The sequence below is a fragment of the Salinicola peritrichatus genome (genome assembly GCF_003206715.1).
In the GTDB taxonomy this organism is placed as follows: Bacteria; Pseudomonadota; Gammaproteobacteria; order Pseudomonadales; family Halomonadaceae; genus Salinicola; species Salinicola peritrichatus.
Window position 1 is genome coordinate 26,982 of the sequence record NZ_PZJU01000049.1, and the last position, 21,057, is coordinate 48,038.

Annotated in this window: 17 protein-coding genes and 1 other RNA gene; 17 read left to right on the top strand and 1 reads right to left on the bottom strand. The window is 63.8% G+C overall.

From position 1 onward, the window contains the following. The first annotated feature begins 63 nt into the window (after positions 1 to 63). From rnpB to lpxC, 15 genes are all read left to right on the top strand, one after another. Positions 64 to 414: RNase P RNA component class A (gene rnpB, locus DOM57_RS16585), an RNA gene on the top strand. Positions 415 to 446: 32 nt separating this feature from the next. Continuing rightward, positions 447 to 1,427 carry a 16S rRNA (cytosine(1402)-N(4))-methyltransferase RsmH gene (gene rsmH / locus DOM57_RS16590; RefSeq protein WP_110650404.1) on the top strand — a complete coding sequence of 327 codons (981 nt, stop codon included), beginning with the start codon at positions 447 to 449 and terminating at the stop codon, positions 1,425 to 1,427. A 9-nt stretch (positions 1,428 to 1,436) separates the two neighbouring features. Continuing rightward, positions 1,437 to 1,766, top strand: a complete 330-nt coding sequence (gene ftsL, locus DOM57_RS16595; RefSeq protein WP_110650303.1) for a cell division protein FtsL — start codon at positions 1,437 to 1,439, stop codon at positions 1,764 to 1,766. Continuing rightward, positions 1,763 to 3,481, top strand: coding sequence for a peptidoglycan D,D-transpeptidase FtsI family protein (locus DOM57_RS16600; RefSeq protein ID WP_110650304.1), 1,719 nt, complete (start codon positions 1,763 to 1,765; stop codon positions 3,479 to 3,481). Before ftsL ends, DOM57_RS16600 begins: the two co-directional genes overlap by 4 nt. Then, positions 3,478 to 5,025 (top strand): UDP-N-acetylmuramoyl-L-alanyl-D-glutamate--2,6-diaminopimelate ligase, encoded by a 1,548-nt coding sequence (locus tag DOM57_RS16605; protein ID WP_110650305.1) that lies wholly within the window; start codon positions 3,478 to 3,480, stop codon positions 5,023 to 5,025. Before DOM57_RS16600 ends, DOM57_RS16605 begins: the two co-directional genes overlap by 4 nt. Then, positions 5,022 to 6,377, top strand: coding sequence for a UDP-N-acetylmuramoyl-tripeptide--D-alanyl-D-alanine ligase (locus DOM57_RS16610; RefSeq protein ID WP_110650306.1), 1,356 nt, complete (start codon positions 5,022 to 5,024; stop codon positions 6,375 to 6,377). The genes DOM57_RS16605 and DOM57_RS16610 overlap by 4 nt, the downstream gene beginning before the upstream one ends. A 9-nt stretch (positions 6,378 to 6,386) precedes the next feature. After that, positions 6,387 to 7,469: a phospho-N-acetylmuramoyl-pentapeptide-transferase gene (gene mraY / locus DOM57_RS16615; protein WP_110650307.1), complete on the top strand. Its 1,083-nt coding sequence runs from the start codon at positions 6,387 to 6,389 to the stop codon at positions 7,467 to 7,469. Between the two features lie 31 nt (positions 7,470 to 7,500). Continuing rightward, positions 7,501 to 8,913, top strand: coding sequence for a UDP-N-acetylmuramoyl-L-alanine--D-glutamate ligase (murD, locus tag DOM57_RS16620; RefSeq protein WP_110650308.1), 1,413 nt, complete (start codon positions 7,501 to 7,503; stop codon positions 8,911 to 8,913). After that, the gene (ftsW, locus tag DOM57_RS16625) at positions 8,907 to 10,088 is read left to right on the top strand and encodes a putative lipid II flippase FtsW (RefSeq protein ID WP_110650309.1); all 1,182 of its coding nucleotides are present in this window, start codon (positions 8,907 to 8,909) and stop codon (positions 10,086 to 10,088) included. The genes murD and ftsW overlap by 7 nt, the downstream gene beginning before the upstream one ends. Positions 10,089 to 10,111: 23 nt before the next feature. Next, positions 10,112 to 11,170, top strand: a complete 1,059-nt coding sequence (gene murG / locus DOM57_RS16630) for an undecaprenyldiphospho-muramoylpentapeptide beta-N-acetylglucosaminyltransferase (protein ID WP_239496294.1) — start codon at positions 10,112 to 10,114, stop codon at positions 11,168 to 11,170. 34 nt (positions 11,171 to 11,204) lie between these two features. Further along, a complete protein-coding gene (murC, locus tag DOM57_RS16635; RefSeq protein WP_239496295.1) occupies positions 11,205 to 12,614 on the top strand; it encodes a UDP-N-acetylmuramate--L-alanine ligase in 1,410 nt (469 codons plus the stop codon). 28 nt (positions 12,615 to 12,642) lie between these two features. After that, positions 12,643 to 13,365, top strand: coding sequence for a cell division protein FtsQ/DivIB (locus DOM57_RS16640; RefSeq protein WP_110650311.1), 723 nt, complete (start codon positions 12,643 to 12,645; stop codon positions 13,363 to 13,365). A 338-nt stretch (positions 13,366 to 13,703) separates the two neighbouring features. After that, on the top strand, positions 13,704 to 14,975 hold the full coding sequence (gene ftsA / locus DOM57_RS16645) for a cell division protein FtsA (protein WP_110650312.1): 1,272 nt from the start codon (positions 13,704 to 13,706) through the stop codon (positions 14,973 to 14,975). Between the two features lie 30 nt (positions 14,976 to 15,005). After that, positions 15,006 to 16,175, top strand: coding sequence for a cell division protein FtsZ (gene ftsZ / locus DOM57_RS16650; RefSeq protein WP_110650313.1), 1,170 nt, complete (start codon positions 15,006 to 15,008; stop codon positions 16,173 to 16,175). Between the two features lie 113 nt (positions 16,176 to 16,288). Then, a complete protein-coding gene (gene lpxC / locus DOM57_RS16655) occupies positions 16,289 to 17,200 on the top strand; it encodes a UDP-3-O-acyl-N-acetylglucosamine deacetylase (protein WP_110650314.1) in 912 nt (303 codons plus the stop codon). Between the two features lie 115 nt (positions 17,201 to 17,315). Here lpxC and DOM57_RS16660 read toward each other — a convergent pair whose 3' ends face one another. After that, positions 17,316 to 17,786, bottom strand: coding sequence for a DUF721 domain-containing protein (locus tag DOM57_RS16660; protein ID WP_110650315.1), 471 nt, complete (start codon positions 17,784 to 17,786; stop codon positions 17,316 to 17,318). 62 nt (positions 17,787 to 17,848) lie between these two features. Between DOM57_RS16660 and DOM57_RS22410 the strand changes: the two genes are divergently transcribed. Together DOM57_RS22410 and secA are read left to right on the top strand one after the other, a co-directional pair. Then, positions 17,849 to 18,190: a hypothetical protein gene (locus tag DOM57_RS22410; protein WP_239496285.1), complete on the top strand. Its 342-nt coding sequence runs from the start codon at positions 17,849 to 17,851 to the stop codon at positions 18,188 to 18,190. 83 nt (positions 18,191 to 18,273) lie between these two features. After that, positions 18,274 to 21,021, top strand: a complete 2,748-nt coding sequence (secA, locus tag DOM57_RS16670) for a preprotein translocase subunit SecA (RefSeq protein ID WP_110650316.1) — start codon at positions 18,274 to 18,276, stop codon at positions 21,019 to 21,021. Positions 21,022 to 21,057: the final 36 nt, after the last annotated feature.

The window sequence follows — 21,057 nt, forward strand, 5'->3', positions numbered from 1 at the left end:
ATCGGGCAACGCACCACGGCAGCCTTGAGAGGGCCTCGGGGGGCTGGTATTCTTGCGCGCTTGGGAGTCGGCCAGACAGTCGCCGCCGGCCAGTCCGGGGGAGGAAAGTCCGGGCTCCACAGGGCAAGGTGCCAGGTAACGCCTGGGCGGCGCAAGCCGACGGCCAGTGCAACAGAGAGTAGACCGCCTAAGCAGCGATTCGCTGCCGGTAAGGGTGAAAGGGTGCGGTAAGAGCGCACCGCGCGCCTGGCAACAGAGCGTGGCACGGTAAACCCCACCTGGAGCAAGACCAAATAGGGATCCTTTGGCGCGGCCCGCGCTGGATCCGGGTAGGTTGCTCGAGAGGCGCGGTGACGCGTCTCCTAGATGAATGACTGTCCTCGACAGAACCCGGCTTATCGGCCGACTCCCTCTTCGATTTTTCGCCGTCCGTAACCGAGAACCCCATGCTGCACCGCGACAACGCTCCACAGGCACCCGCAAGCGGTACGGCCGGTCTACCGGACTTCCGCCACACCAGCGTTCTGCTCGACGGTGCCGTGGACGCCCTGGTGCAGTCGCCGGCGGGCGCCTATCTCGACGGCACCTTCGGTCGCGGCGGTCATTCGCGCGCGATCCTTCAGCGTCTGGACGCCAGCGGGCGATTGTTGGCCATCGACCGCGACCCGGCGGCGCTCGAGGCCGCCGCCCAGATCGACGACCCGCGCTTTATCATCCGCCGCGGCGTGTTCGCCGAACTCGACCGCCACGCGGCTGCCGAAGGGCTCGAGGGACGGCTCGACGGCGTGCTTCTCGATGTCGGCGTTTCGTCACCGCAACTGGATGACCCCGAGCGCGGTTTCAGCTTTCTTCGCAACGGCCCGCTGGACATGCGCATGGATCCCGCTTCGGGCATCAGCGCCGCCGAATGGCTCGCGCGCAGCGACGAGCAGGAGATGGCGCGGGTGTTCAAGACCTATGGCGAGGAACGCTTCGCCAAGCGCATCGCCCGGGCCATCGTCGCTGCCCGGCGCGAAGCGCCGATTACCCATACCCATCCGTTCGCCGAGATCGTCAAGGCCGCGCATCCCGCGTGGGAAAAAGGCAAGCATCCGGCGACACGAGTGTTTCAGGCCATTCGCATCCATCTCAACGACGAACTCGGCCAGCTCGAGCGAGCGTTGACCGCTGCACTGAATGCCCTGGCTCCCGGTGGCAGGCTGGTGGTGATCAGCTTCCACTCGCTGGAGGATCGGCTGGTCAAGCGTTTCATCCGCGATCAGTCTCGCGGCGACACTCACTTGCCCCGGGGCATGCCGATACGCGAGGATCAGCTCAACAAGCGGCTCAAGCCGGTGGGCAAGGCGCTGCGCCCCGGTGCGAGCGAAGTCGATGCCAATCCCCGCGCGCGTAGCGCGGTGATGCGCATCGCCGAGAAGTTGGTGTAAAGGAGTCACATGGCCGTTCAAGGAAGACGCAGTCCGCTGGGAATCGGCGACTGGCCATTTGCCCGCCGTGCGGGCTCGCGTTCGTTCCTGTTGAGTATCCTGGTGGTTGCCATCCTGATCACCGCCTTGGCGATCATCAGCACGTCCCACCTGACCCGCCTGCAGTACGCTCGTCTACAGAAGCTCGAGAACCAGCGCGACGCCTTGCAGACGGAGTGGGGGCGTCTGCTGCTCGAAGAGAGCACCTGGTCGTCGCCGGCTCGGATCGAGTCGCTCGCCAGCCAGCGTCTGGACATGCGCGTACCGAGCGTCGACGAAGTCAAGGTGATCCGTCCATGAGTGCATCGCGCCGCTCGGCGACGCCCAAGACACGGGCGCCGGATGCGCCACTGGGAGCCGGTCGCTACTGGTTCATGCTGTTGATCATTCTGGTCGCGTTGTCGGCGCTGGTCGGTCGCGTCGTCTATCTGCAGGTGATCGATCGCAGCTTTTTGCAGAACCAGGGGGATGCGCGCACGCTGCGGGTCGAGACGATCGGTGCCCATCGCGGCATGATCAGCGATCGCAACGGCGATCCGCTGGCGATTTCCACGCCGGTGGTCACGCTGTGGGCCAATCCGCAGGAGTTGCCGCAGGATCCGATTCAGCAGACGCTGTTGGCGCAGGCGCTGAAAGTGAATCCGCAGCAATTGCGCGAGCGTATCGAGCGCTACTCGAAGCACGAGTTCATGTACCTCCGGCGCCAGCTGACGCCCGCCGAGGCCAAGCCGGTGCTCGACCTGCAGATGGCGGGGGTCTATGCGCGCGACGAATACAAGCGCTACTACCCGGCGGGAGAGGTCGCGGCCCAGCTGGTCGGCGTCACCAATGTCGACGATCAGGGCCAGGAAGGTCTCGAGCTCGCCTACAATCGCTACCTCACCGGCCAGCCCGGCAAGCGCCGCGTGCTCCAGGATCGTAAGGGGCGGCTGGTGCGCGACCTGCACCTGATCGAGGCAGCCAAGCCGGGCGGCGATCTGACGCTGTCGATCGACCTGCGCCTGCAGTACATGGCCTATCGCGAGCTGGCCGCCGGGGTTCGCGAGAACGATGCCGACGGCGGCTCGCTGGTGATGCTGGACGCGCGTACCGGCGAAGTGCTGGCGATGGCCAATCTGCCCTCCTACAACCCCAACAATCGTTCCGATGTCGACGTACGCGGATTGCGCAATCAGGCGATTACCGATGCCATCGAGCCGGGCTCGGTGATGAAGCCGCTGGCGATGTCGGCGGCGTTGGCCAGCGGCGAGATAACCCCGGACACGATCATCGATACATCGCCCGGCTGGATGGTGGTCGATGGCTATACCATTCGTGACTTCCGCAACTACGGTAAACTCACGCCCGCCGGGATCTTGCTGCACTCTTCGAACATCGGCATGTCGCATATCGCACTCAAACTGCCCAAGGACACCATCTGGAATCGCTATCGCGAGCTGGGCCTGGGGCAGTCGCCGGGAACGGGGTTTCCGGGCGAGAACGGCGGCAGCCTGCCGTCATTGGCCAACCTCGCACGCAGTTCCCAGGCCGCCATGGCTTACGGTTATGGCATCGCGGTGACGCCGCTGCAGCTGGCCAGCGCCTATACGGCGATCGCCAACGATGGTCGCCGGCTGCCGCCGTCGCTGCTCAAGGTCGACGGCCAGCCGGACAGCGAGCAGGTGATGTCGCCCAAGGTCGCGCATGAACTGCTGGAGATGCTGGAGCAGATCGTCAAGCCCAATGCCGGCGGCCACCTGGCGATGGTTCCCGGCTACCGCATCGCCGGCAAGACCGGGACGGTGCGCAAGGTGACCAGCCAGGGATATCAGGAAACCGAGTATCGCGGACTATTCGCGGGTATCGCGCCGGCGTCGGACCCACGCATCGTCACCGTGGTGATGATCGACAATCCCAAGAAGGGCGATTATTACGGCGGCCTGGTGGCGGCGCCGGTGTTCAGTAGGGTCGTCGGCAGCGCCCTGCGGCTGCTCGATGTGCCGCCGGACCAGCCGGTGGAGGAGACATCGCCATGAAAGTCGACACTTCACGCTTGGTGGACGCATTGGCGGCCGGCTGGCCCGAACAGCTGGACGCGGCACGGCTGCAGGCGTGGTTCGACGACGCGGCCGAGATAGGGCTCGCGCTCGACAGTCGCAACCTGCGACAGGGAGAGCTGTTTCTCGCCGTTCCCGGCGTGCATGTCGACGGTCGCGACTATATCGTCCAGGCGCTGGAAGCCGGTGCCGCCGGTGTGCTCTGCGAAGCACAGGGGCTGGATGCCGCGTGGAAGCGTGATGATCGCATCATTGCGCTATCGGGGCTCGTGACAAGACTCGCCGAGCTGGGGCGGGCGCTGTTCGCGGTGCCCGAATCGATGAGGTTGATCGGTGTCACCGGTACCAACGGCAAGAGCTCGGTGACTCACTATATCGCCGCGTTGCTGGAGTCGTTGGGTCAGCCGGCAGGCGTGATCGGGACGCTCGGTTATGGCCGTCCCGGCGAATTGAGTCCGGCGTTGCAGACCACGCCCGGTCCGCTGGAACTGCAGCGGATGCTGGGAGAGATGGCGCGGGTGTCGGTCGGCACCGTCGCCATGGAAGTGTCATCCCATGCCCTGGAGCAGGAGCGCCTGGGCGACAGCCGTGTCCAGGTGGCAGTGTTTACCAACCTGAGTCGCGACCATCTGGATTACCACGGCAGCATGGCCGCCTACGCTGCGGCCAAGGCCAGGCTGTTCCGCCGCGCGGGCCTGCAACTGGCCGTGGTCAATGGCGACGACCCCTTGGCCCGGCTGATGCTGGCGGGGCTTCCCGAAGGCGTGCGGGTGCTGGCCACCGGCGCCGGGGAAGCCACGACGCTCCGCGTGATCGCTTGCGAGGCGCTGCCCGGGGGAGTGAGAGCGGTCATTGCGTCGCCCGAGGACGAGCACATACTGGAGCTGCCGCTGATGGGGCGCTTCAATCTCGACAACGCACTGCTGGCGATGACCACCCTCTACGGTCTCGGATATTCGCTCGCCGAACTCTGGCCGGCGGCGGCGCGCCTGCAGCCGGTGCCGGGGCGTATGCAGCGCCTGTCCAGGGAAGCTGGCGACTCGACGCCCGTGGTGGTCATCGACTACGCCCACACGCCGGATGCGCTGGACAATGCGCTGTCGGCCCTGCGCGAGCATCTGCCGGCACGAGCCGGTGGCCAGCTCTGGTGCGTGTTCGGCTGTGGCGGCGATCGCGATAGCGGCAAGCGTCCGCTGATGGCCGCCGTGGCCGAAAGGCTCGCCGACCGGGTCGTGATCACCGACGACAACCCGCGCGGCGAAGACGCCGCGGAGATTCGTGATCAGATCCTGGCCGGATTGACGCCGGCGGCACGGGAGCGCGCCTGGTCGATCGACGGCCGGCGCGAGGCGATCGAACGGGTCATCGCCCAGGCCGGCGCGGACGACATCGTGCTGATCGCCGGCAAGGGGCACGAGGATTATCAGGAGATCGCCGGCGTGCGATATCCGTTCAGCGATCTCGCGGTGGCCGCCCGGGCTTGTCGTGAACGAACCGGCCGCGATCGGGGAGCGTCGGCATGAACGAAACATTGAGCGCGATCGCCGCGCGCCTCGGCGGTTCCCTGAATGGCCCCGATGCCCGGGCTTCCCGGATCGTCACCGATACCCGGAGCCTGCAAGCCGGGGATCTGTTGGTGGCGCTCGCGGGCGAGCGTTTCGATGCTCATGACTTCATTGCCCAGGCGCGTGAAAAGGGCGCCGTTGGGGCCGTGGTATCGCGTCCGCTGCAGGATCCGCTGGCGCAGATCGTGGTGCCCGATACGCGCCTGGCGCTGGGGCTGCTGGCTCGCGCGCACCGTCTGGCGTGGCATGGGCAACTGGTGGCGGTGACCGGCAACAGCGGCAAGACCACGGTCAAGGAGCTGTTAGCGTCGATTCTGTCGCAACGGGCACCGACGCTGGCGACCCGCGGCAATCTCAACAACGACATCGGCGCGCCGCTGACGCTGCTGGAACTGACGTCGAGCCAGCGCTACGCGGCGATCGAGCTGGGCGCCAACCACTTGGGAGAGATCGCCTGGACCACGGCGCTGGCCAAGCCCCAGGTCGCGATCATCACCAACGTCACCGGTGCCCACGTCGGCGAGTTCGGCGGCATGGGGCAGATCGCCCAGGCCAAGGGCGAAATCCTCGCCGGCCTGCCCACCGACGGTTGTGCCGTACTCGATCGGGAAGAGCGCTATTTTCCGGTCTGGCGGACGTTGGCGGGACGTAGCCGGGTCGTCGATTTCGCCATCGAGACGCCGGCCAGCGTGACCGCCGGCGATCTGGCCTGCGACAGCGGTGGACGTTATGCTTTCACGCTGTCGCTGCCCGGCGAAACCTCGGTGCGAGTGGCGCTTGCGCTGATCGGGCGACACAACGTGCGCAATGCGTTGGCGGCGGCGGCGGCAACCCATGCGCTCGGCTTCACGCCCGCGGAAATCGTCGCCGGGCTCGAAGCCGTTCAGGCGCTGGCCGGGCGCATGCAGGTACTGGCCGGCATTCGCGATAGCCGCCTGATCGACGACACTTACAATGCCAATCCCGGCGCGATGCGCTCGGCGTTGGAAGTGCTGGCGACAATGCCGGCGCCGCGCTGGTGTTTCCTCGGGCCCATGGGCGAGTTGGGGAGCGACGCCGAGCGACTGCACGCCGAGGTCGGGCGTATGGCGCGCGCGCTCGGCATCGATTTTCTGGGCACGCACGGTGACGCCGCACGGGCCGCGGCCGAGGCCTTCGGCGACGAAGGCCGCCATTTCGACGACTGGGCGGCGCTCGAGCGTTTCGCCCGCGACCAGCTTCCTTCCCGGGCCAGCGTGCTGGTCAAGGGATCACGCAGCGCCGGTATGGAGCGACTCGTCGCCGCGCTGCGTGCTGATGCTTCAAGGTGAAACTGACTCATGCTGCTTTTCCTGGCTGAACTGCTGACGCATTTTCAAAGCGCTTTCAACGTCTTCGGATATCTGACCCTGCGGGTGATCCTGGGAACGTTGACGGCGCTGTTTCTGAGCCTGTGGATGGGGCCGCAAATGATCCGCCGGCTGGTCGAGCGCCAGATCGGCCAGGCGGTTCGCGACGATGGCCCGCAATCGCATCTCTCCAAGGCGGGAACGCCGACCATGGGCGGGGCGATGATCCTGATCTCGATTGCGGTCAGTACCTTGCTGTGGGGCGATCTGACCAACCACTACGTGTGGCTGGTGCTGGTGGTGACGCTGGGCTTCGGGGCGATCGGCTGGGTCGACGACTTCCGCAAGGTGGTCGAGAAGAACCCACGTGGTCTGCCGGCGCGCTGGAAGTACTTCTGGCAGTCGGTGATCGGGCTCGGTGTGTCGCTGGTGCTCTATTTCACCGCCGCGAGTCCGGTCGAGATCAGCCTGATCGTGCCGCTGTTCAAGGACGTGGTGATTCCGCTGGGGGCGTTCTATATCGTGCTCAGTTACCTGGTGATCGTCGGCAGCTCCAATGCGGTCAATCTCACCGACGGTCTGGATGGGCTGGCGATCATGCCGACCGTACTGGTATCGATGGGGCTGGCGGTGTTCGCCTATGCCAGCGGGAACGCGGTGTTCGCCAACTATCTGCATATCCCCGAAGTGCCGGGGGCGGGCGAATTGGCGGTGTTCTGCGGCACCATCGCCGGGGCCGGTCTCGGTTTTCTGTGGTTCAACACCTATCCCGCCCAGGTGTTCATGGGCGATGTCGGCGCGCTGGCCCTGGGCGCGGCGCTGGGCGTGGTGGCGGTGATCGTGCGTCAGGAGATCGTGCTGTTCATCATGGGCGGGGTGTTCGTGATGGAGACGGTGTCGGTCATCCTGCAGGTCGGTTCCTACAAGCTCACCGGGCGGCGAATCTTTCGCATGGCGCCGCTGCATCACCATTTCGAGCTCAAGGGATGGCCCGAACCCCGCGTCATCGTGCGTTTCTGGATCGTCACCGTGATGCTGGTCCTGCTGGGGCTGGCGACACTCAAACTGCGCTAACGTCATGGATGAAAGACGTTCGGGAAACAGCATGACTGCCACGGATGTGGCGCGTTGCGACGACGAGGCGCCGGTCGGTCGCCGGCTGGTGGTCGGGCTGGGCATTTCCGGCCGGGCCATCGCCCGTTTCCTGTCCGCGCGGGGCGAGTCCTTCGTGATGGCGGACACTCGCGCCGAACCTCCCGGCGTGGAGGCGTTTCGTCAACGCTACTCCGGGGTCGAACTGCATCTCGGCACGCTGGCGGCGCTGGATCTCGAGTCGTTCGCGGAGATCGTCGTCAGCCCCGGCATCGATCTCGAGCGCGCGGGTCTCCTGCCGATGCGCCACCGGGTAGTCGGGGAGATCGCGCTCTTCGCCCGATACTGCCGTGCGCCCCTCGTCGCCATCACCGGGTCGAACGCCAAATCCACGGTGACCACGCTGGTGGGGGAAATAGCCCGGGAAGCGGGCCGCAAGGTCGCGGTCGGTGGCAATCTGGGTGACGCGGCACTGGATCTGTTGCTCGACAAGCCCGACGCCGAGCTGTTCGTGCTGGAGCTTTCGAGTTTCCAGCTCGAGACTATCGAGCATCTGGGCGCGACCTGTGCCGCCTTCCTCAATCTATCGGCCGACCACCTCGACCGCCACGGCGACATGGAGAGCTATCGGCTTGCCAAGGCGCGCATCTTCGCTGGCGCCGAGCACGCCGTGGTGAATGCCGAGGATACGGCGACTTGGCCCGGAAATTTTGGGCATGAGGGTTTTGGTCCCGAGGAGCCTGCACCGCTGCTCACGCGCTTCACCACCCGCGCGCCGGCACCGGACGAGTGGGGCATCGCTGCCGTCTCCGCCGATCGCGAGGCCTGGTTGTGTCGCGGCGATCAGGGGCTGATGCCGGTCGCCGAATTGCGCCTGGCCGGTCGTCACAATCAGGCCAATGCGCTGGCGGCAGCCGCCATCGCCGATGTCATGGGGTTGCCCTGGTCGGCGATACGCCGGGTGCTTGCGCGTTTTCCGGGACTCCCGCATCGCGGCGAGATCGTCGCGGAGCGCAATGGCGTGCGCTGGATCAACGACTCCAAGGGGACCAACGTCGGCGCGACGCTGGCGGCCATCGCCGGTCTTGGCGAGACGCTGAGCGGGCGCCTGATCTGGCTGGGCGGGGGCGTAGGCAAAGGGGCCGACTTCTCTCCGTTGGCCGAGCCGCTGTCGCGCCATGCGCGGGAGGCCATCGTCTTTGGCCGGGATGCCGACCAACTGGTGGACGCGCTCGCCGCCAGGGTTCCGACCCGACGCGTCGACACGCTCCAGCAGGCGATGCGGCGAGCGGCGTCGATCGCCCGGCCGGGCGACTGCGTGCTGTTGTCGCCGGCCTGTGCCAGTCTCGATCAATTTCCGAATTATCTGGTTCGCGGAGAGACCTTTCGCGAGATCCTCGAGCAAGGGCAGGAAGCCGCATGCTGAAGGCGCTAGAAGAGAGATTTACCACGCGATACCAGGCTTTCGATGGCTGGCTGCTGCTGTCGGCGCTGTCGTTGATGCTGATCGGTTGGGTCATGGTGACCTCGGCATCGACCGAGATCGCCGCGAGCCTCACCGGCAATCCGTACTATTTCAGCATTCGTCATGGCGTTTTCGTGCTTGCCTCGATCGGCATCGCCCTGGTGACGGTACGGCTACCGCTGGACTGGTGGCGCGAAAAGGGGCCGATGCTGCTGATCGTCGGTTTGCTGCTGCTGTTCGTGGTGCTGTTCGTCGGTCGCGAGATCAACGGCAGTCGACGCTGGATTCCGCTCGGAATCGTCAACGTTCAGGCATCCGAAGTCGCCAAGCTGTTTCTGATCGTCTATATCGCCGGCTATCTCGAGCGCTACCTGCCGGAAGTGCGCCGGACCTGGGGCGCCTTTCTGCGGCCATTGGCGGTGATGGCATTGATCGGCTTCCTGCTGATCCTCGAGCCGGACTATGGTGCGGTGGTGGTACTGACCGGCTGCGTGATGGGCATGCTGCTGCTGTCGGGCGCACCGCTGTGGCGTTTTTTGTTGATCCTGGTCATCGTCGGTTCCGGTGCCGTGATGCTCGCGGTGGCCGAGCCCTACCGCCTGCAGCGTATCACCAGCTTCGCCAATCCCTGGGCCGACCAGTACAACACCGGCTATCAGCTGACGCAGGCGCTGATCGCCTTCGGGCGTGGCCACTGGTTCGGTCTTGGCCTCGGCAATAGCGTGCAGAAGCTCTTTTACCTGCCGGAGGCGCATACCGACTTCGTGTTCGCGGTATTGGCCGAGGAATTGGGACTCTTCGGCGCGGTCGGCGTGATCCTGCTGTTTGCGCTGCTGGTCTTTCGCGCCTTCCGCATCGGGCGCAAGGCCGAGCTGGCCGGCATTCCGTTCGCTGCCTATCTCTGTTACGGCATTGCGCTGGTCATCGGTGCCCAGGCCTTCATCAACATCTCGGTCAGCGCCGGCATGCTGCCGACCAAGGGGTTGACGCTGCCGCTGTTGAGTTACGGCGGCTCGAGCCTGGTCATTAGCGGCATCATGGTCGCCATCCTGTTTCGCGTCGACGCCGAAGTGCGGCGGCGCCAGCGACGCTCGGCGCCAACGGCCAGGCCCGAGCCGGCGGAGGCTGCATCGTGAGTCGATCCCGACGGGTGTTGATCATGGCCGGTGGTACCGGCGGTCACGTGGTACCGGCGCTGTCCCTGGCCAAGGCGTTGGGCGAGCGCGGTGTCGAAGTCGAATGGCTCGGTAGCCCTCGTGGCATCGAAAACCGGCTGGTGCCGGCCGCGGGCATCCCGTTGCACCGCATCGACGTGTCGGGGCTGCGGGGCAACGGTCTCGCCGGTTGGCTGGCGGTGCCGTGGCGTCTGAGCCGCGCCATCTGGCAATCGCATCGGGTGATCCGGCGCTTCGAACCGCAGTTGGTCGTCGGTCTGGGCGGTTTCGCCAGCGGGCCGGGCGGCCTCGCTGCCCGTTTGAGCGGCAAGCCGCTGATCGTGCACGAACAGAACGCTATCGCTGGCCTGACCAATCGTTCGCTGGCGCGGCTGGCGACGCGGGTCTACGCCGCTTTTCCGGGAGCCTTTCCCGGAGGCAGGGCCGAGGTCGTCGGCAACCCGGTGCGTGACGATATCGCCGCTCTGGGAGAGCATCCGAAGAGCGCGCAGCAGATGCGCGATCGGCCCTTGCAGTTGCTGGTGCTCGGCGGCTCCCTCGGTGCGCAATCGCTCAACGAAAAGTTGCCGCTGGCGTTGGCACAATTGGATCCCGCGCGGCGGCCCCGGGTGCGCCATCAGGCCGGGCGGGACAAGGATGACACCACGCGCGAGGCCTATCGCGCGGCCGCTGTCGAGGCCGATGTCAGCGCCTTTATCGACGACATGGCCGAGGCGTACGATTGGGCGGATGTCATCGTCTGCCGGGCCGGTGCCTTGACCATCGCGGAGTTGACCGCGGCGGCCAAGCCGTCGCTGCTGGTGCCGTTCCCGCACGCGGTCGACGATCACCAGACGCACAACGCGCGTCATCTGGTCGAGGCCGGTGGCGCGGAATTGATACAGCAGGCCGAGCTCACCCCGGAGCGACTCACGGTGGCGCTCGAGTCACTACTGCGCCCCGACGTGCTCGCGCACATGGCCGTTCAGGCGCGTCGGGTGGCCCATCTGGATGCCGTCGAGCGCTTGGTCGACGGCTGCATGGAGATCGGTTTTGAGCGATAGCATTCAAACGCGCCCGACGCCGTCGCACCTCGGCATGCGGCGCATTCGGGGCATTCATTTCGTCGGTATCGGCGGAGCCGGGATGTGCGGTATCGCCGAAGTCCTCGCCAACGAAGGCTACGAAGTCAGCGGAAGTGATCTCCGTGAATCGGCAGTCACTCACCATCTGCGTGACTGCGGTATCCGCGTGGCGATCGGCCACGCTTCCCATAATGCCGAGGGGGCCGATGTGGTCGTGGTGTCGACGGCCGTCGATCCGGCGAATCCGGAACTTCGATGGGCGCGAGAACATCGGATACCGGTGGTGCGCCGGGCGGAGATGCTCGCGGAATTGATGCGCTTCCGTCATGGCATTGCGGTTGCCGGGACGCACGGCAAGACCACCACCACGAGCCTGTTGTCGACGCTGTTCGCCGAGGCGGGGCTCGATCCTACCTTCGTGATCGGCGGTAAATTGACCAGTGCCGGTACCAATGCCCGCCTGGGAGCGGGGGATTTCCTGGTCGCCGAGGCCGACGAATCCGATGCTTCTTTCCTGCACCTACAGCCGATGACGGCGATCGTCACCAATATCGATGCCGACCACATGGCGACCTACGATGGCGACTTCTCGCGACTGAAGACGACCTTCGTCGAATTCCTGCACAATCTGCCTTTCTATGGGCGGGCAGTGTTGTGCCTCGACGACGACAACGTGCGCGAATTGCTGCCCCAGGTGCAGCGTCATTTCGTGACGTACGGCTTCAGCGATGATGCCGACTACCGGGTGCGGAAGTTTCGCCAGCAGGCGGGCGAGATTCGTTTCGTTGCCGAACGGCCGGAGGGTTTTGAAGACCTGGATATCCGGTTGTCGATGCCCGGCGCGCACAATGCGCTCAACGCGCTGGCAGCTATTGCCGTGGCCACCGACGCCGGCATCTCCGATGACGACATCGTCAGGGGGCTCGCGACCTTCGGCGGCGTGGGCCGGCGCTTCCAGGTACATGGCGATTACCCGCTCAAGTCCGGCGGCGAAGTCATGTTGGTCGACGACTACGGCCATCACCCCCGCGAAGTCGAGATGGTCATTCGTGCCGTACGCGGGGGATGGCCCGAGCGGCGGTTGGTGATGGTCTACCAGCCTCACCGCTACACCCGTACGCGCGATCTGTACGAGGACTTCGTTCGCGTGCTTTCCAGTGTCGATACTTTACTGCTGCTGGACGTCTACAGTGCCGGCGAGGCACCGATACCGGGCGCGGAAGGCAAGACGCTGGCGGGATCGATTCGTCAACGCGGACAGGTCGACCCGCTGTTCGTCGAGGAGAAGGCTGCGCTACCGGAGATGCTGTCACGCGTGTTGCATCCTGGCGACATTCTCATCACGCAGGGAGCCGGTGACGTCGGCAGTATCGCCCTACGGCTGGCGAAAAGTGGGCTCGATCTCGATGAGGTGACGCTTTGAGCGCGGTGAGACGACAGGATGGTGTGTCATGAATTCCAGCGCACGTGGAACGCTCCTCGGCCTGCTCATGATCGTTGCGCTCCTCGGCGCCGGCGGCAGGGCCCTGTGGCTGTGGCTGGATAAACCGATCGCGCGCGTCTCCATCAGTGGCGACCTGAATTACGTCAGTGCCAGCTATCTGCAGCGGGAACTGGCGCCGCTGGTAAGAGGTCATACCTGGTTGTCGCTGGATCTTCCGTCACTGCGTGATCAGGCTCGCCACATACAATGGCTGCGCGAGGTCAAGGTGTCACGGGAATGGCCCAATGCGCTGCGCTTCGAACTCTATGAGCAGGACCCTGTCGCGCGATGGAACGATGATGCCCTGCTGAACAGCCGTGGCCAGCCGTTTCTACCGGGACCGGTCAGCGATTTTGGTCGCCGCTTGCCGGATCTGGGGGGGCCGGAAGGTAGCGGTCACGAGGTTTTGGCCTACTACGATTCTCTGCGCCAGACACTTTCGGACCTGGGCCTTACGATCACGCAGCTGCGATTGGAACCTCGCGGTGCATGGCGCTTTCAGATCAATGACGGTGTCTGGGTGATTCTGGGACGAACCGATCTGGACGCACGACTGGCACGCTTTATTGCGGCATGGCGGCGACAGTTGGGGGAACAAGCGTCGCAGATGCGCTACATCGACTTGCGTTATCCGAACGGGGTTTCGGTCGCCTGGCATGGCGAAACGGCAGCCGCCTCGGGGAAAGAGTGATTCGTTCACGGAAGTGCGAGACTCATCGCAAGCCCGCGAGTGGCCTCGCAGTCGACTTACGTATGCTCATCGTCTAGGGCCGACTTGAATGTTGCTGGTGCGATTTCCGAGGCCGGATGAATCGACCAAGAGTGACGTTGCCGACTCGCAACACTCACGACCTAAAAACCCTTCGACTCGATTCCCATTTCCCTTTTAAAGAAAAAGCGCTTAATGTGACTTTTGTCTCAACAATAGGCTGGTGAAAAAGGCTGTCTTGTTCCTATAATAAGCGCGAGTCTTTATTGGCCCTTTTTTATCGGATTTTATCGGTGAAGTTTGAGGAGCGACCCCGACCTATGGCAGGACAATCCAACGCTTCCAATATGGTGGTCGGGCTGGATATCGGAACATCCAAGGTGGTCGCCATCGTGGGGCAACCCACTGACGATGGTGGGTTGGAAATCGCCGGGATTGGTTCACATCCTTCGCGTGGTATGAAGAAGGGTGTCGTGATCAATATCGAATCAACCGTTCAATCGATTCAGCGTGCCGTGGAAGAGGCCGAGCTGATGGCCGGCTGCGACATTCATTCGGTGTATGTCGGCATTGCCGGCAGCCACATCAGCTCCATGAATTCCGATGGTGTCGTGGCGATCAAGGAGCGTGAAGTCGGGCAGGCCGATATCGAGCGTGTCATCGATTCCGCCCGTGCCCGCGCCATCTCCGAAGGCCAGCGCGTCCTCCACGTCATACCGCAGGAGTTCGCGATCGACACCCAGGAAGGCATTCGCGAGCCCCTGGGTATGTCCGGTGTACGTCTGGAGGCACGAGTGCACCTGGTGACGGCGGCGATGAACGCCGTCCAGAACATCGAGAAGTGTGTGCGGCGTTGCGGCCTGGAGGTCGACGACATCATCCTCGAACAACTCGCTTCCAGTCACGCGGTATTGACCGAGGATGAGCGTGAACTGGGCGTCTGCATGGTCGATATTGGTGGTGGCACGACGGATATTGCCGTGTTCACCGAGGGGGCGATTCGCCACACGGCAGTGATCCCGATTGCCGGTGATCAGGTGACCAACGATATCGCCATGGCGCTACGCACGCCGACCCAGTATGCCGAAGACATCAAGGTCAAGTACGCCTGTGCGCTGACGCAACTGGCGAGCAGCGATGAAATGATCAAGGTTCCGAGCGTCGGCGATCGGCCGGCGCGGGATCTCTCCCGCCAGGCGTTGGCGGAAGTGGTAGAACCCCGTTACGAGGAACTCTTCACTCTGGTGCGCGAAGAATTGCGCCGCAGTGGCTACGAGGACCTGGTGGCGGCCGGGGTCGTACTGACGGGCGGCACGTCCCGCATGGAGGGGGTCGTGGAGCTGGCGGAGGAGATATTCCACATGCCGGTTCGCGTCGCCTGCCCATACAATGTTCGCGGCTTGGCGGATGTAGTGCGTAACCCGATTTATTCGACGGGGGTAGGTTTGCTACTCTACGGAATGAAGGACGCCAAGCACTCTCGCGCAGCATCAGCCCAGCCTCAACGGGAAGACTCTTTTCCCCGGCGCGCAACCAGGGACGAGGTTTCGACGCTGGAGCGACTCAAAGGCTGGTTTAAAGGAAATTTCTGACAGGCCGCAAGCGGTCTTGGAGACGGGGCAATGTTCGAACTAGTAGATAATGCACCTTCTAGTAGTGCAGTCATCAAAGTCATCGGTGTCGGCGGCGGCGGCGGCAACGCCGTCAACCACATGGTCGAGAGTAACATCGAAGGCGTCGAATTCATCTGCGCCAACACCGATGCCCAGGCGCTCAAGCGCGTGGCGGCCAAGACCGTTCTTCAACTGGGTGGCGAGATCACCAAGGGGCTGGGCGCCGGGGCGAATCCCGATGTCGGCCGTCAGGCGGCGATGGAAGATCGCGAGCGCATCGCCGAAATGCTGCAAGGCGCGGACATGATCTTCATTACCGCCGGCATGGGTGGCGGTACCGGTACCGGTGGCGCGCCCGTCGTCGCCCAGGTAGCCAAGGAACTGGGCATCCTGACTGTCGCCGTCGTCACTCGTCCGTTCCCGTTCGAGGGGCCCAAGCGGATGCGCGCGGCGGAAGAGGGCATGAAGGCGCTGTCCGAATACGTCGACTCGCTGATCACCATTCCTAACGAGAAGCTGCTTTCGGTACTGGGCAAGAACGCCAGCCTGTTGACCGCTTTCAGCGCTGCCAACGATGTGCTGTTAGGTGCCGTGCAAGGCATTGCCGAGCTGATCACCAGTCCGGGCATCATCAACGTCGACTTCGCCGACGTGCGTACGGTGATGTCGGAAATGGGCATGGCAATGATGGGAACCGGCGCTGCGACCGGTGAGAATCGCGCTCGCGAAGCCGCAGAGAAGGCCATTCGCAGCCCGTTGCTCGAAGACATCGATCTGCACGGGGCGCGTGGTATTCTGGTCAATATCACGGCTGGCCCGGATCTCTCCATCGGTGAGTTCAACGACGTGGGGGCGACGGTTCAGGAATTCGCCTCCCAGGACGCCACCATCGTGGTGGGGACTTCCATCGACATGGAAATGTCCGACGAGCTGCGAGTCACCGTCGTTGCTGCGGGGCTGGATGCCCAGAAAGAGAAGGCGGTTCCGCGCGAAAGCGTTGCCTCTCGCCCGGAGACGACCGATTATCGCAAGCTCCAGCAGCCGGCGGTGATGCGTCAGCAAGCCGCGCGTGCCGAGCAGGAAGCGGCTGCGAAAAAATCGCAGCAGGAGAAGCGCAAGACCTCGGACATGGATGATTATCTGGACATCCCGGCATTCTTGCGTCGTCAGGCGGATTGATAGGTTTTTAGTCTGCCTGCCATCATTCTGTAACGTCGGACTGTTTGGCGGAACGGTTGTTTGGTGTTATAGTGAACACCGTTTCCAAACTATTTGACTGTCAGGTCGATGCCATGATCAAACAACGAACGTTGCAGAACACGATCCGCGCCACTGGCGTGGGGCTCCACTCCGGAGAGAAAGTGTATCTGACGCTGCGTCCTGCGCTGCCCAATACCGGCATCGTGTTCGTGCGTACCGATCTCGACCCGGTGGTGCACATTCCGGCCCATGCTGAAAGCGTCACCGACACCAACCTTTGCACCGCGCTGTCCAAAGATGGCGTCAAGGTCGCCACGGTCGAGCATTTGATGTCGGCTTTCGCCGGTTTGGGCATCGATAACGTCTACGTCGAGCTGAGCGCACCGGAAGTGCCGATCATGGACGGCAGCGCCGGCCCGTTCGTCTTTCTGATTCAGTCGGCAGGTATCGCCGAGCAGGCGACAGCGAAGCAGTTCATTCGCATCAAGCGCGAAGTGAGCGTCAACGATGATGGCAAGCAGGCGGCGTTTCTGCCGCATAACGGCTTCAAGGTCAGCTTCGCGATCGACTTCGATCATCCCGTTTTCGAACAGCAGAAGCAGACTGCCAGCGTCGATTTCTCGACGACCTCCTTCGTCAAGGAGGTGTCTCGTGCTCGCACCTTCGGTTTCATGCGGGATCTGGAATTCCTGCGCTCACAGAATCTGGCGCTTGGCGGTAGTCTCGACAATGCGATTGTCGTCGATGATTACCGTATCGTGAACCAGGACGGTCTGCGCTACGATGATGAATTCGTCAAGCACAAGATGCTGGACGCCATTGGCGATCTGTACCAGCTCGGCCATAGTTTGATTGGCGAGTTCAAGGGCTACAAGTCGGGTCATGGCCTCAACAATCAGCTCTGTCGTGAATTGCTGGCGCATCCCGAAGCTTATGAAATCGTGACCTTCGAAGAAGCGACGCAGGCTGCTCCGATCTCTTATGCGGCACCCGCCATGGCTTGAACCCATCGTCCAAGCGATTGAATGTCAACTGACGACGCCGATCCCGCCCCGGATCGGCGTCGTCGCATTTAGAGCCGGTTGAAGGTAGGACGGTTGCCGGCTCGGCTGGCGGTTCTCAAGAGTCGCGATTGTCCGTTCGCGCGTGCGAGGCCAGGCGGGTCAGGGCGCGTTTGAGTGGAGAGTCATCGAGACCCTCGGCGCAGTGAGACAACGCCTCGGCGCCAGCCGGCGTCATTCGACGCGTCTGCCGCGGCTTGGCCTTGAGCGGTCGAATCGGCCGGACCTTGAGCGAGAACTTCATTACCGCCTCGAAGCCTGGCAACTGATGCAGCAGCTCGAGCAGGCGGGGCTGCTCGTAGCGCAGCCAGGTGAGCCAGGCCGCACGGTCGGTGATCAGCGTCAGCACGCCGTTGCGATAGCCGCCAACGTAGACGTGCTCCGCAATCTCGGCCGGCAGGTGGCGGCGAAGGTGACGCTGGGCACGCTCGATCAGCGTCGCCATCCGCATCACGTCGCCCAGGCCCCCCGGTTGGTCGAGCAGGTGGGAAACGGACTGGGCGCGAAAACGCTTAGCCTTTATACTCATCGGCCTGCACACAGTGGGAAATGACCCGCTAAACCTATCACGACGCGGAGTTCGTCGACAGCATGACATCGGCCCATTCGCAGTCCGGCCATCGCGCTAACGTCTGGCGTCCCCGGCAGCGAGCCCATTGGTGGCTGGCCAGCGTGCTGGTCGGCTGCCTGCTGCCCGCCGGTCTCGTGCATGCCGAGGCCATGCGTCTCGCCGAACGCCTGACCCAGGTCTACCTTATGGCGCCGGAGGCCATCCGCGCCGAATCCCGCCGCATGGCTCGCGCTCCCACGACGCATCCCCAGCCACGCGCGGTCATGCCGCTGGCCTCGTTCGCGGCATACACCGCACCGGTCGTGGTGGCCAGCGCGGCGCTCGATGCGTTCTCTCGTCGCGGACCGCCAGTTTCTGTCTGATTCTTGCTCGGCGTTTCAAGTCACCGATGGCGGGCATCCTTGTCGATCGCCACGCTGTCACAGGATCATGCAGGAAAATCATCATGTTGAACGTATTGGTACGCAAACTGGTCGGTTCCAAGAACGACCGTGACGTCAAACGCATGCACAAGCAGGTCGCGGTGATCAACGGCCTGGAAGAGAGCATCGCAGCACTGGATGACGCGGCGCTGGCCGCCAAGACGGCGGAATTCCGTCAGCGGCTTGCCGACGGCGAGAAGCATGACGCGTTGCTGCCGGAAGCTTTCGCCGTCGTGCGCGAGGCGAGCAAGCGTGTGCTGGGCATGCGCCATTTCGACGTCCAGCTGATCGGCGGTATGGCGCTGCACGAAGGGCGTATCGCCGAAATGAAGACCGGCGAAGGCAAGACGCTCGTCGGTACCCTGGCGGTCTATTTCAACGCGCTGCTCGGCAAGGGCGTGCATGTGGTCACGGTCAATGACTACCTGGCCAGCCGTGACGCCAATTGGATGCGCCCGCTGTATGAGTTTCTCGGCATGAGCGTCGGCGTGATCGCGTCCGGCCAGCCCAACGAAGAGAAGCGCCAGGCCTACGCCTGCGACATCACCTACGGCACCAACAACGAGTACGGCTTCGACTATCTGCGCGACAACATGGCATTCTCGCTGCAGGACAAGGTCCAGCGCCCGCTCTACTACGCGATCATCGACGAGGTCGACTCGATCCTGATCGACGAGGCGCGTACGCCGCTGATCATCTCCGGCCCGGTGGAAGAGAACGTCGAGCTATACCGCACCATCCAGGCGCTCTCCAAGCAGCTCGTACAGTGCACCGATGAAGAGGATCCGAGCACCGGCGATTTCCTCATCGACGAGAAGCAGAAGCAGGTCGAACTGACCGAGGAAGGCCACCAGAAGGTCGAACAACTGATGCGCGAGGCGGGGCTGCTGAAGGGCGATGATTCGCTCTATGCGGTCCAGAACCTAGGATTGTTGCAACATATCCATTCGGCGCTGCGGGCGCGCTGCCTCTATCATCGTGACGTCGACTACATCGTCTCCGACGGCAACGTGGTGATCGTCGACGAGCACACCGGACGCACCATGCCCGGCCGTCGCTGGTCGGAAGGCCTGCACCAGGCGGTGGAAGCCAAGGAAGGCGTGCCGATCCAGCGCGAGAGCCAGACGCTGGCCTCCACCACTTTCCAGAACTATTTCCGCCTCTACGAAAAGCTCGCGGGCATGACCGGCACCGCCGACACCGAAGCCTTCGAGTTCAATCACATCTACGGCCTCGACGTATTGGTGATCCCCACCAACCGCCCTTTGGCGCGCCAGGATCTCAACGACCTGGTCTACATGACGGCGGAGGAGAAGTTCGAGGCGATCATCGAGGACGTCAAGACCCAGCGCGAGGCCAACCGCCCGGTGCTGGTGGGCACCGCCTCGATCGAAAACTCGGAGTACCTCTCCAAACTGATGCAGGCGCAGAAGATCCCGCACAATGTGCTCAACGCCAAGCAGCATGACAGCGAAGCGGAGATCATCGCCCAGGCCGGGCGCCCGGGAGCGGTGACCATCGCCACCAACATGGCCGGTCGTGGTACCGACATCCTGCTCGGCGGCAACTGGGAGGCCGAGGTCGCCAAGCTGGAAAATCCCAGCGAGGAACAGATCGCGGCGATCAAGGCGGACTGGCAGAAGCGCCACGACGCCGTGCTCGAAGCCGGTGGCCTGCATGTGATCGGCTCGGAACGTCACGAGTCACGGCGCATCGACAATCAGTTGCGGGGCCGCGCGGGGCGTCAGGGCGATCCGGGCTCGACGCGTTTCTTCCTGTCGCTGGAAGACAACCTGATGCGTCTGTTCGGCTCCGAACGGGTGCAGCGGCTGATGGGGGCGCTGGGGCTCGAACGTGGCGAGGCGATCGAGCACAAGATGGTGTCGAATGCGGTCGAACGCGCCCAGAAGAAAGTCGAGGGGCGTAACTTCGATATTCGCAAGCAACTGCTCGAATACGACGACGTCGCCAACGACCAGCGCCGGGTGATCTACGACCAGCGCGACGAGATCCTCAGCGCCGACGACATTTCCGACAACATCGCCAGCATCCGCGATGAAGTGCTCGACCAGACGATCTCCGAATACGTGCCGCCGCAGAGCCTGCCGGAGCAGTGGGAACTGGCCGGGCTGCAGGATCAGCTCAAACAGGAATTCAACCTCGATGTGCCGGTGGTGCAGTGGGCCGAGGAAGACGAGCATTTCAACGAGGAGCTGCTGCGCCAGCGTCTGCAGGATCAGCATCGCGGTCAGTACCTGGCCAAGGTCGAGGCGATCGGCCAGGACATGATGCGTCGCTTCGAGAAGCAGGTCATGCTGCAGGTGCTGGACACCCGTTGGAAGGAACATCTGCAGTCGATGGATCACCTGCGCCGGGGCATCCATCTGCGCGGCTATGCGCAGAAGAACCCGAAGCAGGAGTACAAGCGCGAGGCCTTCGAGCTGTTCCAGTCGCTTTTGTACAACATCAAGCACGACGTGACGCGTATCCTGAGCCACGTCCAGGTACGCCGCCAGGAAGAGGTCGAAGAGCTCGAGCGTCAGCGCCGCGAAGCGCTGGAGCGTGAAAAGGCGACCAGCCAGTCGGTCCATGAAGGCGCGGTCGCCGCCGCCCGGCAGACGGCCGAAGGTGAGGCGCCCGCTGCTGGCAGTGAGAACGGGGACGACAGTGCCCAGCCGGTACGTCGTGAAGGACCGAAGGTCGGTCGCAACGATCCGTGCCCCTGCGGCTCCGGCAAGAAATACAAGCAGTGCCACGGCAAGCTGAACTGACAAGGCCGGGCACGAGCACCGCGTGCCCTCGAGGAG

Coding starts and splice junctions, on each gene's coding strand:
- rsmH (WP_110650404.1), top strand. CDS start 447: ATGCTGCACCGCGACAACGCTCCACAGGCACCCGCAAGCGGTACGGCC.
- ftsL (WP_110650303.1), top strand. CDS start 1,437: ATGGCCGTTCAAGGAAGACGCAGTCCGCTGGGAATCGGCGACTGGCCA.
- DOM57_RS16600 (WP_110650304.1), top strand. CDS start 1,763: ATGAGTGCATCGCGCCGCTCGGCGACGCCCAAGACACGGGCGCCGGAT.
- DOM57_RS16605 (WP_110650305.1), top strand. CDS start 3,478: ATGAAAGTCGACACTTCACGCTTGGTGGACGCATTGGCGGCCGGCTGG.
- DOM57_RS16610 (WP_110650306.1), top strand. CDS start 5,022: ATGAACGAAACATTGAGCGCGATCGCCGCGCGCCTCGGCGGTTCCCTG.
- mraY (WP_110650307.1), top strand. CDS start 6,387: ATGCTGCTTTTCCTGGCTGAACTGCTGACGCATTTTCAAAGCGCTTTC.
- murD (WP_110650308.1), top strand. CDS start 7,501: ATGACTGCCACGGATGTGGCGCGTTGCGACGACGAGGCGCCGGTCGGT.
- ftsW (WP_110650309.1), top strand. CDS start 8,907: ATGCTGAAGGCGCTAGAAGAGAGATTTACCACGCGATACCAGGCTTTC.
- murG (WP_239496294.1), top strand. CDS start 10,112: ATGGCCGGTGGTACCGGCGGTCACGTGGTACCGGCGCTGTCCCTGGCC.
- murC (WP_239496295.1), top strand. CDS start 11,205: ATGCGGCGCATTCGGGGCATTCATTTCGTCGGTATCGGCGGAGCCGGG.
- DOM57_RS16640 (WP_110650311.1), top strand. CDS start 12,643: ATGAATTCCAGCGCACGTGGAACGCTCCTCGGCCTGCTCATGATCGTT.
- ftsA (WP_110650312.1), top strand. CDS start 13,704: ATGGCAGGACAATCCAACGCTTCCAATATGGTGGTCGGGCTGGATATC.
- ftsZ (WP_110650313.1), top strand. CDS start 15,006: ATGTTCGAACTAGTAGATAATGCACCTTCTAGTAGTGCAGTCATCAAA.
- lpxC (WP_110650314.1), top strand. CDS start 16,289: ATGATCAAACAACGAACGTTGCAGAACACGATCCGCGCCACTGGCGTG.
- DOM57_RS16660 (WP_110650315.1), bottom strand. CDS start 17,786: ATGAGTATAAAGGCTAAGCGTTTTCGCGCCCAGTCCGTTTCCCACCTG.
- DOM57_RS22410 (WP_239496285.1), top strand. CDS start 17,849: ATGACATCGGCCCATTCGCAGTCCGGCCATCGCGCTAACGTCTGGCGT.
- secA (WP_110650316.1), top strand. CDS start 18,274: ATGTTGAACGTATTGGTACGCAAACTGGTCGGTTCCAAGAACGACCGT.